We start from the raw sequence: 12,584 nt of genomic DNA on the forward strand, positions 1-12,584 counted from the left end.
GCGACGCTCATTCGAGCGGTACGTCGTTGGGCGCCGCGTAGCGCGCCTTGATCACGTCGCTCATCGGGAACTCGAACGCGAGCCCCTTCGGCGGCACCGGCTTCATGAACCACTTGTCGTACAGCGCGTTGATCTCGCCGCTCTTCATCAGCTGCACGAGCACGCCGTCGACGAGCGCCTTGAACTGCGGATCGTCCTTGCGCAGCATGAACCCGTACGCTTCCGACGATTGCGGCGTGCCGACGATCGCCCAGTCGGCCGGCTTCGCCGCGAGCTGGCGCACGCCGGCGAGCAGCACGTCGTCCATCATGTACGCGGCCGCGCGGCCCGATTCGAGCGTGAGGCGTCCTTCGCCGTAGTCCTTCGCGCTGATGATCTGCATGTTCATCTTCTTTTCCTCGTTCATCTTGCGCAGCAGGCGTTCGGACGTCGTGCCCTGGTTCGTCACGACCGTCTTGCCGGCGAGATCGGGGAAGTCGCGGATGCCCGAGTTCGTGCGCGTGAGCAGGCGCGTCGTCGCGACGAAGAAGGTGGTCGAGAACGCGACCTGCGCGTGACGCGCGGCGAGGTTGGTGGTCACCCCGCATTCGAGATCGACGGTGCCGTTCTGCACGAGCGGGATGCGGTTCTGCGACGTGACCGGGATGAAGCGCGCCTGCAGGTCGGGCTTGCCGGTGCGCGCCTTCACGGCGGCGATCACGCGGTCGCACAGGTCCTGCGAGAAGCCGATCACCTTGCCGCTCGCGTCGACATAGGAGAACGGCACCGACGTCTCGCGATGGCCGATCGAGATCAGGCCGCTTTGCCGCACCTTCTCGAGCGTGCCGGACAGCGGCTCCGCGGCGAGCGATGCGCCGCACGCGAGCGCGCACGCGGCGACGAGCAGGCTGCGGCCGAGAAGGGTGGTCAACCGGGGCGGGATGGTCATGGCGGATCTCCGTGGGCGGATCGTAGGGAAGCGTCGATTCGTATGTTGCCAAAGACAAAATAATTGCAACATATGTTAATTGCGAGGCTTGTCTGGCCGCTCCGGCGCGCCGCGCCGGACATCAGGGAAACTCCTGAGTCGGAATTATGAAAAACAGGTTGTCTAGACAAGTCGCGGTGGCTACACTGCAATCCATCCCGAACTTGTCTAGACAGGATTGCTCACATGATTACGTTGACCCCCGGCCACCTGACCCTTCCGCAACTGCGCAAGATCGCTCGCGAATCCGTGCAGCTCAAGCTCGACCCGGCGAGCTTCGCGAAGATCGACGCGGGCGCGAAGGCCGTCGCCGACATCGCGGCGAAGGGCGAGCCCGCATACGGCATCAACACGGGTTTCGGCCGCCTGGCCAGCACGCACATCCCGCACGACCAGCTCGAGCTGCTGCAGAAGAACCTGGTGCTGTCACATGCGGTCGGCGTGGGCGAGCCGATGGCGCGCTCGTCGGTGCGTCTCCTGATGGCACTGAAGCTGTCGAGCCTCGGCCGCGGCCACTCGGGCATCCGTCGCGAAGTGATGGACGCGCTGATCACGCTGTTCAACGCCGACGTGCTGCCGCTGATCCCGGTGAAGGGCTCGGTCGGCGCATCGGGCGACCTGGCACCCCTCGCGCACATGTCGGCCGTGCTGCTGGGCGTCGGTGAAGTGTTCATCCGCGGCGAGCGCGCCAGCGCGCTGGACGGTCTGCGCGTCGCGGGCCTCGCGCCGCTGACGCTGCAGGCGAAGGAAGGCCTGGCGCTGCTGAACGGCACGCAGGCGTCGACCGCGCTGGCGCTCGACAACATGTTCGCGATCGAAGACCTGTACCGCACCGCGCTGGTCGCGGGCGCGCTGTCGGTCGACGCGGCAGCCGGCTCGGTGAAGCCGTTCGACGCCCGCATCCACGAACTGCGCGGCCATCAAGGCCAGATCGACGCGGCCGCGTCGTACCGCGACCTGCTCGAAGGCTCGCCGATCAACCAGTCGCACCGCGACTGCGACAAGGTGCAGGATCCGTACAGCCTGCGCTGCCAGCCGCAGGTGATGGGCGCGTGCCTGGATCAGATGCGCCATGCAGCCGACGTGCTGCTGGTCGAAGCGAACGCCGTGTCGGACAACCCGCTGATCTTCCCGGATACCGGCGAAGTGCTGTCGGGCGGCAACTTCCACGCCGAACCCGTCGCATTCGCGGCCGACAACCTCGCGCTCGCCGCATCGGAAATCGGCGCGCTGGCCGAGCGCCGCATCGCGCTGCTGATCGACGCGACGCTGTCGGGCCTGCCCCCGTTCCTCGTGAAGGACGGCGGCGTGAACTCGGGCTTCATGATCGCCCACGTGACGGCGGCCGCGCTGGCATCGGAAAACAAGACGCTCGCGCACCCGGCGTCGGTCGACTCGCTGCCGACCTCGGCGAACCAGGAAGACCACGTGTCGATGGCGACGTTCGCCGCGCGCAAGCTCGCCGACATCGCGGACAACACGAAGCACATCCTCGCGATCGAACTGCTGGCCGCCGCCCAGGGCGTCGACCTGCGCGCGCCGTACCACACGAGCCCGAAGCTCGCGCCGGTGATGGAAACGATCCGCGGCAAGGTTGCGCACTACGAGCTCGACCACTACTTCGCACCGGACATCGCGGTGATCGCGAAGCTCGTCGGCGAGCGCGCGTTCGCGAAGGTCGCGCCGTTCTCGTTCGCATCGGAACAGTAAGCCCATGAGCGCGCCGGTCTACCAGGAGATCAAGGATTTCATCCTGGGCCGCATTCACGCCGGCGAGTGGGCGGAGGGCGACCAGGTGCCCTCCGAGAACGAACTGGCCCGCGAGTTCAAGGTCGCGCGCATGACCGTCAACCGCGCGTTGCGCGAGTTGACGGCCGAGCAGGTGCTGACGCGCATGAAGGGCGCCGGCACCTACGTCGCGCGGCCGAAGTACGAGTCGACGCTCGTCGCGATCCGCAGCATCTCGGAAGAGGTCGACGCGCGCGGGCATGCTTACCGCGCCAGCGTGCTCGGCCTCGAGACGATCCGCGCCGACGAGGCGCTCGCCGACGAGATGCAGATGGCCGTGCGCGCGAAGCTGTTTTATTCGCAGGTGTTGCACTTCGAGAATGACGAACCCGTCCAGCTCGAAGAACGGTGGGTGAATCCGGCGGTCGCGCCGGATTATGCCGAGCAGGATTTTACGAACACGACGCCGAACCTGTACCTGATGCGCGCGGCCCCGCTGCAGCGCGTCGAGTACCGGATCGAAGCGGCGGCTCCGGCGCCCGGGCGGCGCGAGCAGCTGCGGATGGACGACGTCGAGCCGTGTCTGGTTTTACATCGGCGCACCTGGTCGCAGGGCGTCGTCGCCTCGGTGGCGAATCTGTGGCACCCCGGCAGCCGTTATCGCTTCACCGGGCATTTCTGATTCCTATTTGATAGTCATTTTCCTTCGGGAGCAGTCGTCATGAACCATCCGAAACACATCGATCCCCGTCTCGATCCGACCCGCACGATCCGCGCGCCGCGCGGCAGCGAGAAGGTCTGCAAGACCTGGCTGGCCGAAGCGGCCTACCGGATGATCCAGAACAACCTGGATCCGGAAGTCGCCGAGCATCCGCACGCGCTCGTCGTGTACGGCGGCATCGGCCGCGCGGCGCGCAACTGGGAATGCTACGACCAGATCCTCGCGTCGCTGAAGGATCTCGAAGAGAACGAGACGCTGCTGATCCAGTCGGGCAAGCCGGTCGGTGTGTTCCGCACGCACAAGGATGCGCCGCGCGTGCTGCTCGCGAACTCGAACCTGGTGCCGCACTGGGCGACCTGGGATCACTTCCACGAGCTCGACCGCAAGGGCCTGATGATGTACGGCCAGATGACGGCCGGCAGCTGGATCTACATCGGCAGCCAGGGCATCGTGCAGGGCACCTATGAAACCTTCTTCTCGGTCGCGAACCAGCACTTCAACGGCGATCCGTCGGGCCGCTGGATCCTGACGGGCGGCCTCGGCGGCATGGGCGGCGCGCAGCCGCTCGCCGCGACGATGGCCGGCTTCTCGATGATCGCGGTCGAATGCGACGAGACGCGCATCGACTTCCGCCTGAAGACGCGCTACGTCGACAAGAAGGCGACGACGCTCGACGAAGCGCTCGGCATGATCGACGAAGCGAAGCGCACCGGCAAGCCGGTGTCGGTCGGCCTGCTCGGCAACGCGGCCGACGTGTTCGCGGAACTCGTGACGCGCGGCATCACGCCGGACTGCGTGACCGACCAGACGAGCGCGCACGACCCGATCAACGGCTACCTGCCGCAAGGCTGGACCGTCGCGCAATGGCGCGAAGCGCAGAAGGTCGATCCGCAGAGCATCGTGAAGGTCGCGAAGCAGTCGATGGCCGTGCAGGTGCGCGCGATGCTGACGCTGCAGGAGCGCGGCGCCGCCACGCTCGACTACGGCAACAACATCCGCCAGATGGCGCTGGAAATGGGCGTCGAGAACGCATTCGACTTCCCGGGCTTCGTGCCGGCCTATATCCGCCCGCTGTTCTGCGAAGGCAAGGGTCCGTTCCGCTGGGTCGCGCTGTCCGGCGATCCGGAAGACATCTACAAGACCGACCAGAAGGTGAAGGAGCTGATCCCCGACGATCCGCACCTGCACAACTGGCTCGACATGGCGCGTGAGCGCATCGCGTTCCAGGGTCTGCCGGCGCGGATCTGCTGGGTCGGCGTGAAGGATCGCTATCGCCTCGGCCAGGCGTTCAACGAGATGGTGAAGAACGGCGAACTGAAGGCCCCGATCGTGATCGGCCGCGACCACCTCGACACCGGTTCGGTCGCGAGCCCGAACCGCGAGACGGAATCGATGAAGGACGGTTCGGACGCCGTGAGCGACTGGCCGCTGCTGAACGCCCTGCTGAACACCGCAGGCGGCGCATCGTGGGTGTCGCTGCACCACGGCGGCGGCGTCGGCATGGGCTTCTCGCAGCACTCGGGCGTCGTGATCGTCGCCGACGGTACCGCCGAAGCGCACGAGCGTCTCGGCCGCGTGCTGCTGAACGATCCGGCGACGGGCGTGATGCGCCATGCGGATGCCGGCTACGAACTCGCGCAGCAGACGGCCCGCGAAGCCGGCCTGAAGCTGCCGATGCTCGGCCGCTGAGCATGACGGCGCTCGACCAGGCGCCGGTGAGCGTGACGATGATCCGCGCGGCGGATCTCGTCGCGTCGCCGTGGAAGAACGGCGGCGGCGTGACGCGCGAGATCGGTGCATTCCCGCCGGGCGCCGCGCTCGATAGGTTCGCATGGCGCGTGAGCGTCGCGGACGTCGGCGCGGCCGGCCCGTTCTCGCGTTTCGACGGGATCGACCGCACGCTCGTGCTGCTGTCCGGCGCGGGCATGACGCTCGCCGAAGAAGGGGGCGCGCGCCACGTGCTCGACGCGCCGCTCGCGCGTGCGGACTTCGCCGGCGAGACGGCGATCGACGCGACGCTGCACGACGGCGCGACGCGCGACTTCAACCTGATGACGCGCCGTTCGGCCGCGCGCGGGACGCTCGACGTGTGGCCCGAAGGCACGCACCGCGCCGAGCGCGCCGATACCGTGCTGCTGTTCTGCGCGACGGGCGCGGTCGGCGTCGAGATCGACGGCGCGCACTACGCACTGCAGGAAATGGACACGCTGCGGCTCGACGGGCCGCAGCGTGCGTTTGACGTCGTCGTGAGCGGAGGCGGCGCGCTGCTCGCCGTGTCGCTCGCCGTCGGCGAACGAGACTGAACGCATGAAACCGACTGTCTGGCATCACCTGAGGCTGTGTCCGCACGGCCATCCCGACGAGACGATCGACGACGCGGCGATCGCCGTCGACGAAACCGGCACGATCGTGTGGCTCGGCGCGTTGTCCGCGCTGCCGCACGGTTATGCGCACTGGCAGCGGGAAGACCTGCACGGCGCGTGGGTGACGCCGGGCCTCGTCGACTGCCATACGCACCTCGTGTACGGCGGCACGCGGGCCGACGAGTTCGCGCAGCGCCTCGCCGGCGTCAGCTACGAGGAGATCGCGCGGCAGGGCGGCGGGATCGTGTCGACGGTGCGCGCGACGCGCGCGGCCGACGAGACGACGCTGTTCGTGCAGGCCGCCGCGCGCCTGCAGCCGCTGCTCGCCGACGGCGTGACGGCGATCGAGATCAAGTCGGGCTACGGGCTCGACCTCGCGAGCGAGCGCAAGATGCTGCGCGTCGCGCGCCAGCTCGGCGAGCGCTTCCCGGTCACGGTCTACACCACGTTCCTCGGCGCGCACGCGCTGCCGCCGGAATATGCGGGCCGTGCGGATGAATACATCGACGAAGTGTGCGGCCGGATGCTGCCGGCGCTCGCCGACGAAGGCCTGGTCGACGCGGTCGACGTGTTCTGCGAGCGCATCGGTTTTTCGCTCGCGCAGACCGAGCGCGTGTTCGAGGCCGCGACGCGGCGCGGGCTGCCGGTGAAACTGCACGCGGAGCAGTTGTCGAACGCGGGCGGCACCGCGCTTGCCGCGCGTTATCGCGCGCTGTCGGCCGACCACCTCGAATTTCTCGACGAAGCCGGCATCGAGGCGATGAAGGCGGCCGGTACGGTCGCCGTGCTGTTGCCCGGCGCGTATTACTTCATTCGCGAAACGCAATTGCCGCCGATCGAGCTGCTGCGCAAGCATGGCGTGCCGATCGCGCTCGCGACCGATCACAACCCCGGTACCTCGCCGCTCGAATCGCTGCTGCTGACGCTGAACATGGGCTGCACGCTGTTCCGCATGACGGTGCCCGAGGTGCTGCAGGGCGTGACGCGCCATGCGGCCGCGGCGCTCGGTCGCGCCGATCGTCACGGTGCGCTCGAGATCGGCCGCCAGGCCGATTTCGCGGTCTGGTCGGTCGGCTCGCTGTCGGAGCTCGCGTACTGGATCGGCCGGCCGCTGTGCGAGCAGGTCGTGCGCGGCGGCGCGACGGTGTTTCGCCGGATGAACGGCTAGTTTTTGCGGAGGGCCGGACGCGGCGCTGAAGCGTCGCTCCGGTCGATCGCCTCGGAGCGGAAGCGGGCGCCGACGCGCCGTCTCCTGCCAACCGGGGCTTGGGACCGGACCGACGCTTCAGTGCGCCGAATCCGGCCAACAAGGACTCACGATGACCGACTCTATGTTGTTCGCGGACCATGCCCGGCTGCCCGATGGCTGGCGCCGCAACGTGCTGCTGCGCTGGGACGCGGCCGGCACGCTGACCGACGTGACGCCCGACACCGACGCGCCGGCCGGCGTCGCGCGCGCGGCCGGGCCCGTGCTGCCCGGCATGCCGAACCTGCATTCGCACGCGTTTCAGCGCGCGATGGCGGGGCTCACCGAATATCGCGCGAATCCCGCCGACAGCTTCTGGAGCTGGCGCGACCTGATGTACCGCTTCGCGCTGAAGATCACGCCCGACGCGCTTGCGGCGATCGCGCGCTGGCTGTACGTCGAGATGCTGAAGTGCGGCTACACGTCGGTCTGCGAATTCCACTACGTGCATCACGCGCAGGACGGCTCACGCTATCCGCAGATCGCGGAACTCGGTGCGCGCGTGGTCGATGCCGCGCGCTCGGCCGGCATCGGCATCACGATGCTGCCCGTGTCGTACCAGTTCGCCGGCTTCGGCAACAAGCCGCCGCGCGACGACCAGCGCCGCTTCATCAATACGCCGGACGGCCTGCTCGAGCTGCTCGACGCGATGCGCCGCGTCGCGCCCGAGCACGGCGGCCTGCGCTACGGCGTCGCCCCGCACTCGCTGCGCGCGGTGTCCGAGAACGGCTTGCGCGTGCTGCTCGAAGGCCTGCCCGACGACGCGCCGGTGCATATCCATATCGCCGAACAGACGGCCGAAGTCGACGATTGCGTGCGCGCGTACGGCGCGCGTCCCGTGCAATGGCTGCTCGATCGTTTCGACGTCGATGCGCGCTGGTGCCTCGTGCACGCGACGCACGTCGATGCGGCCGAAACGGCCGGGCTCGCGAAGCGTCGCGCGGTGGCCGGCCTGTGCCTGACCACCGAGGCGAACCTCGGCGACGGCGTGTTCCCGGCGCTCGACTATCTCGCGCAGGGCGGCGTGATCGGCGTCGGCTCGGACAGCCATGCGTCGGTCGACTGGCGCTCGGAACTGCGCCTGCTCGAATACGGGCAGCGGCTCGTGCATCGCGCGCGCAACGTGCTCGCGAGCGACACGCAGGCGCATGTCGCCGACCGGCTGTTCGACGCGTCGCTCGCGGGCGGCGCGCAGGCGAGCGGGCGGCGCATCGGCGCGCTGCGTGAAGGCAGCCGCGCCGACTGGCTCGTGCTCGATCCCGATCATCCGGCGATCGCGGAGCACGACAGCGCGTCCTGGCTGTCGGGCACGGTGTTCGCCGAGCACGGCGACACGCCGGTGCTCGACGTCTATACCGGCGGCGAGCGCGTCGTGAGCGGCCGCCGCCATCGCGACGAAGCCGCAGCTTATGCCGACTACCGCGCCGCGCTGGCGCAACTGCTGCGCTGAATGCGCGGCATCCGGCGCACGCCGCGCGCGTGCGCCGGCCGACTTTTACGGTGATGCGACATGACTGAACAACCGGCTGTATTCACGCTGAAGCAGGGCACGCTGCCGCTGCTGATCTCGATTCCGCACGCAGGCACCCACATCCCCGACGACATCGCCGCGACGATGACGCCCGACGCGCGCTTCGTCGACGATTGCGACTGGCACCTCGAGCGCCTGTACGGTTTCGCGGCGACGCTCGGCGCGTCGATCCTCGTGCCGTCGCACGCGCGTTACGTCGTCGACCTGAACCGTCCGCCCGACAACGAGAACCTGTATCCGGGGCAGGACACGACGGGGCTCGTGCCGGTCGATACGTTCGACAAGGCACCGCTGTATCCGGCGGGCGCGCTGCCCGGCAACGACGAGATCATGCGCCGTCGCGACCGCTACTGGCGCCCGTATCACGACGCGCTGCAGGGCGAGATCGCGCGGCTGAAGCGCGAGCACGGCCGCGTGCTCGTGTGGGAAGCGCATTCGATCCGCTCGCACGTGCCGCGCTTCTTCGAGGGCCGCCTGCCGGACTTCAACTTCGGCACGTCGAGCGGCGCGAGCGCCGCGCCGGGCCTTGCCGAGGCGCTGGCCGCATGCGTGAGCGCGCACGGCGGTTATACGGCCGTCGCGAACGGGCGTTTCAAGGGCGGCTACATCACGCGCCACTACGGCGTGCCCGCGACCGGCGTCGAAGCCGTGCAACTGGAGCTGTCGCAGATCACTTACATGGAAGAGACGCGTCCGTATGCGTACGACGAAGCGCGCGCCGCGCGGATCGTGCCGCTGCTGCAGACGCTCGTCGAAACCGCGCTCGCCCATCGCTGATCCGTCGGCGCGCGCGCTGCGTGCGCCGGCACTGCGCGATGTCGCGCCACGGCCGGCCGGCTGGCAAGGCGCACATTGGTGCATCGCACAAAACGGCATCGACCCGAGCGGTCGATGTCGTTTTTTTTCGTCTGATCGATGTCGGGATCGGTACCTGAAAATTTGACGCAATTTTTAGGTGATATAAGCTGAATGTCAGGAAGTCGTCACGCGCGCCCCGGCCGCGACGGCGTCGATCAGCGCCGCACCGCGCCGGAATCCGTTGCGAGACACCTTGCCGACGTGTCGTCGCGCGGCATTGCCGCCCCCGCTTCATCGCGACACGTGTCCTGCCTTCATCAGTCAGTCGAGTACGATCGTGAAAGCCGCCAGCCCTTCGATACGCCGGACCCGAAGTCCGTCGGCGGGCGCGCCGCCTCAGGCCGGGCCGATCCGGCATGCTGATCGCGGCACGCGCGCCGCCCCCATACGCGAGCCCCGCTTCTTCGCTGTGCCCCATCGCGGCCTGCGCCGCTTCAATGTCGTCACCGCACACGTGTTCAGCGCGGTGCAGTGCGACGGCAGCGCTTCATTGTTGCCCTAGCGTCCTTTTCCGCTTTCGCGTCGGATCGCACCGCCTGCTGCCGCACCGTCCGAGCGGCACGATCGCGCGTGGACGCGTGCAGCGCCATCGCGGGCCGCCATCGTCCTGCGCGTCCGCACGCGTCGCGCATTTATCGCGGAGGCGATCATGCGACCGCGCCCGCTCGTAGCCGTCACCGCCGATCGCGTCATGCGCGGCGCCCATCCGAACCACACGGCCGGGGAGAAGTATCTCGTCGCGCTGGTCGACGGTGCCGGCGCGCTGGCGTTCGTGCTGCCCGCGCTGGGTGCGCGGCAGCCGGTCGACGCGATCGTCGCGGCGATCGACGGGCTGCTGATGACCGGCAGTTATTCGAACGTCGAGCCGCATCACTACGGCGGCCCGGCGAGCGCGCCCGATACCCTGCACGATCCCGCGCGCGATGCGACCGCGCTGCCGCTGATCCGAGCGGCGATCGATGCGGGCGTGCCGGTGCTCGCGATCTGCCGCGGCATGCAGGAGCTGAACGTCGCGTATGGCGGCACCTTGCATCAGCGGCTGCATGCGAGCGCGGGCTTCGACGATCATCGCGAGCGCGACGGCGATCCGCTCGAGCGGCAGTACGGCCCCGCGCACCGCGTGCAACTCGCGCCGGGCGGGCTGCTGCAACGGATCGCGCACGGCGCGCACGACGCGATGGTCAATTCGTTGCACGACCAGGGTATCGCGCGGCTCGGCGCGGGCCTCGCGGTCGAGGCGAGCGCGCCCGACGGGCTGATCGAGGCCGTGAGCGTGCGCGGCGCGCGCGCGTTCGCGCTCGGCGTGCAGTGGCATCCCGAATGGCGCCACGCGGAGCAACCGCTGTCGCGCGACATCTTTACGGCATTCGGCGCGGCGTGCCGCGCGCGCATGACACACCGCATTCATGCGGCCGGCGGCACCATGCCGTCGCCGGCTGCATCCGACATCGACTGAACGAGGCCGATCATGCAACCCGAACTGAGCGAATTCCTGCGCCAGCACCGCATCACCGAAGTCGAGGCGATCATTCCAGACATGGCCGGCATCGCGCGCGGCAAGATCATTCCGCGCAACAAATTCGAGTCCGGCGAATCGATGCGCCTGCCGCAGGCCGTGATGGTGCAGACCGTCACCGGCGACTATCCGGAGGACGGCACGCTGACCGGCGTGACCGATCCCGACATGGTGTGCGTGCCCGATCCGTCGACGATCTGCCTGATTCCGTGGGCCGTCGACCCGACCGCGCAGGTGATCCACGATTGCGTGCATTTCGACGGTTCGCCGGTCGAGATCTCGCCGCGCTACGTACTGCGCCGCGTGCTCGACCTGTACAAGGAAAAGGGCTGGAAGCCCGTGGTCGCGCCCGAGCTCGAGTTCTATCTGGTCGACATGAACGCCGACCCCGACCTGCCGCTGCGTCCGCCGGTCGGGCGCACGGGGCGGGCGGAAACAGGCCGTCAGTCGTATTCGATTGAGGCCGTCAACGAGTTCGATCCGCTGTTCGAGGACATCTACGAATACTGCGAGATGCAGGGCCTCGACATCGAGACGCTGATCCACGAGGTCGGCGCCGCGCAGATGGAGATCAACTTCGTGCACGGCGACGCGCTGTCGCTCGCCGACCAGGTGTTCCTGTTCAAGCGCACGGTGCGCGAGGCGGCGCTGCGCCACAACATGTATGCGACGTTCATGGCCAAGCCGATGGAAAACGAGCCGGGCTCCGCGATGCATATCCACCAGAGCCTCGCCGATGTGCACACCGGCCGCAACCTGTTCGCCGACGACGGCGGCGTCGTGTCGCCGATGTTCCAAAGCTATCTTGCGGGCCTGCAGAAATATACGCCCGCGCTGATGCCGATCTTCGCACCGTACATCAACTCGTATCGCCGCCTGTCGCGCTTCATGGCCGCGCCGATCAACGTGCAGTGGGGCTACGACAACCGTACGGTCGGCTTTCGCATCCCGCAGTCGACGCCGGTCGCGCGGCGCATCGAGAACCGGATTCCGGGCGTCGACTGCAATCCGTACCTCGCGTTCGCGGCGACGCTCGCCGCCGGTTATCTCGGCCTCACGCAGCAGCTCGCGCCGACCGAACCGATCGCGTCCGACGGCTACGACCTGCCGTACCAGCTGCCGCGCAACCTCGAGGAAGGCATCTCGCTGATGGCGGCGTGCACGCCGCTCGCCGGCATTCTCGGTGACAAGTTCGTGAAGGCGTACCTGGCGCTGAAGGAAACCGAATACGAAGCGTTCTTCCGCGTGATCAGTTCGTGGGAACGTCGCCATCTGCTGCTGCACGTGTGAGCGTGCGCACGACCGCATCAAGGAACGACGGAGGAAACATGACTTACCGTAACGAACCCGCGTGGATCCAGCCCGCCGCGCCGGCCACCGCACCGCGCACGACGCAAGCACACTCGACCGCCGAATACCGCGCGCTCGACGCCGCGCATCACATCCATCCGTTCTCGGACATGGGCGCGCTCAATCGCGCGGGCAGCCGCGTGATCGTGAAGGCCGACGGCGTCTATTTGTGGGACTCGGACGGCAACAAGATCATCGACGGGATGGCCGGCCTCTGGTGCGTGAATGTCGGCTACGGCCGCAAGGAACTTGCCGATGCCGCATATCGCCAACTGCAGGAACTGCCGTTCTACAACACGTTCTT

General features: G+C 68.1%; 11 protein-coding genes. 10 read left to right on the forward strand and 1 reads right to left on the reverse strand.

All coding sequences use genetic code 11. From position 1 onward, the window contains the following. Positions 1-7: 7 nt before the first annotated feature. Complete coding sequence (locus tag DIE16_RS31835) at positions 8-928, reverse strand: glutamate/aspartate ABC transporter substrate-binding protein (RefSeq protein ID WP_124489550.1); 921 nt, start codon at positions 926-928, stop codon at positions 8-10. A 225-nt stretch (positions 929-1,153) separates the two neighbouring features. Between DIE16_RS31835 and hutH the strand changes: the two genes are divergently transcribed. The 10 genes from hutH to DIE16_RS31890 form a co-directional block, all read left to right on the forward strand. After that, a complete protein-coding gene (hutH, locus tag DIE16_RS31840) occupies positions 1,154-2,677 on the forward strand; it encodes a histidine ammonia-lyase (protein ID WP_124894109.1) in 1,524 nt (507 codons plus the stop codon). Between the two features lie 4 nt (positions 2,678-2,681). Next, complete coding sequence (hutC, locus tag DIE16_RS31845) at positions 2,682-3,377, forward strand: histidine utilization repressor (protein WP_124489552.1); 696 nt, start codon at positions 2,682-2,684, stop codon at positions 3,375-3,377. Between the two features lie 39 nt (positions 3,378-3,416). After that, positions 3,417-5,105 (forward strand): urocanate hydratase, encoded by a 1,689-nt coding sequence (gene hutU, locus DIE16_RS31850; protein WP_044847653.1) that lies wholly within the window; start codon positions 3,417-3,419, stop codon positions 5,103-5,105. A 2-nt stretch (positions 5,106-5,107) separates the two neighbouring features. Then, positions 5,108-5,719 carry a HutD family protein gene (locus DIE16_RS31855; protein ID WP_124489553.1) on the forward strand — a complete coding sequence of 204 codons (612 nt, stop codon included), beginning with the start codon at positions 5,108-5,110 and terminating at the stop codon, positions 5,717-5,719. Between the two features lie 4 nt (positions 5,720-5,723). After that, on the forward strand, positions 5,724-6,947 hold the full coding sequence (gene hutI / locus DIE16_RS31860; protein ID WP_044847655.1) for an imidazolonepropionase: 1,224 nt from the start codon (positions 5,724-5,726) through the stop codon (positions 6,945-6,947). 151 nt (positions 6,948-7,098) lie between these two features. Further along, on the forward strand, positions 7,099-8,475 hold the full coding sequence (locus DIE16_RS31865; protein WP_124894110.1) for a formimidoylglutamate deiminase: 1,377 nt from the start codon (positions 7,099-7,101) through the stop codon (positions 8,473-8,475). A 60-nt stretch (positions 8,476-8,535) separates the two neighbouring features. After that, positions 8,536-9,333, forward strand: coding sequence for an N-formylglutamate deformylase (hutG, locus tag DIE16_RS31870; RefSeq protein ID WP_124489555.1), 798 nt, complete (start codon positions 8,536-8,538; stop codon positions 9,331-9,333). Positions 9,334-10,063: 730 nt separating this feature from the next. Continuing rightward, the gene (locus DIE16_RS31880; RefSeq protein ID WP_124894111.1) at positions 10,064-10,870 is read left to right on the forward strand and encodes a gamma-glutamyl-gamma-aminobutyrate hydrolase family protein; all 807 of its coding nucleotides are present in this window, start codon (positions 10,064-10,066) and stop codon (positions 10,868-10,870) included. A 12-nt stretch (positions 10,871-10,882) separates the two neighbouring features. Continuing rightward, positions 10,883-12,220, forward strand: a complete 1,338-nt coding sequence (locus DIE16_RS31885) for a glutamine synthetase family protein (protein ID WP_044847659.1) — start codon at positions 10,883-10,885, stop codon at positions 12,218-12,220. A 38-nt stretch (positions 12,221-12,258) separates the two neighbouring features. Further along, positions 12,259-12,584 (forward strand): aminotransferase class III-fold pyridoxal phosphate-dependent enzyme (locus DIE16_RS31890; RefSeq protein ID WP_124894112.1); only part of this gene is annotated, 326 nt, incomplete at its 3' end.

The sequence above is a fragment of the Burkholderia sp. Bp9090 genome (assembly GCF_003857985.1).
Lineage (GTDB): Bacteria > Pseudomonadota > Gammaproteobacteria > Burkholderiales > Burkholderiaceae > Burkholderia.

Coding starts and splice junctions, on each gene's coding strand:
- hutG (WP_124489555.1), top strand. CDS start 8,536: ATGACTGAACAACCGGCTGTATTCACGCTGAAGCAGGGCACGCTGCCG.
- DIE16_RS31865 (WP_124894110.1), top strand. CDS start 7,099: ATGACCGACTCTATGTTGTTCGCGGACCATGCCCGGCTGCCCGATGGC.
- DIE16_RS31880 (WP_124894111.1), top strand. CDS start 10,064: ATGCGACCGCGCCCGCTCGTAGCCGTCACCGCCGATCGCGTCATGCGC.
- DIE16_RS31835 (WP_124489550.1), bottom strand. CDS start 928: ATGACCATCCCGCCCCGGTTGACCACCCTTCTCGGCCGCAGCCTGCTC.
- hutI (WP_044847655.1), top strand. CDS start 5,724: ATGAAACCGACTGTCTGGCATCACCTGAGGCTGTGTCCGCACGGCCAT.
- hutU (WP_044847653.1), top strand. CDS start 3,417: ATGAACCATCCGAAACACATCGATCCCCGTCTCGATCCGACCCGCACG.
- hutH (WP_124894109.1), top strand. CDS start 1,154: ATGATTACGTTGACCCCCGGCCACCTGACCCTTCCGCAACTGCGCAAG.
- DIE16_RS31885 (WP_044847659.1), top strand. CDS start 10,883: ATGCAACCCGAACTGAGCGAATTCCTGCGCCAGCACCGCATCACCGAA.
- hutC (WP_124489552.1), top strand. CDS start 2,682: ATGAGCGCGCCGGTCTACCAGGAGATCAAGGATTTCATCCTGGGCCGC.
- DIE16_RS31855 (WP_124489553.1), top strand. CDS start 5,108: ATGACGGCGCTCGACCAGGCGCCGGTGAGCGTGACGATGATCCGCGCG.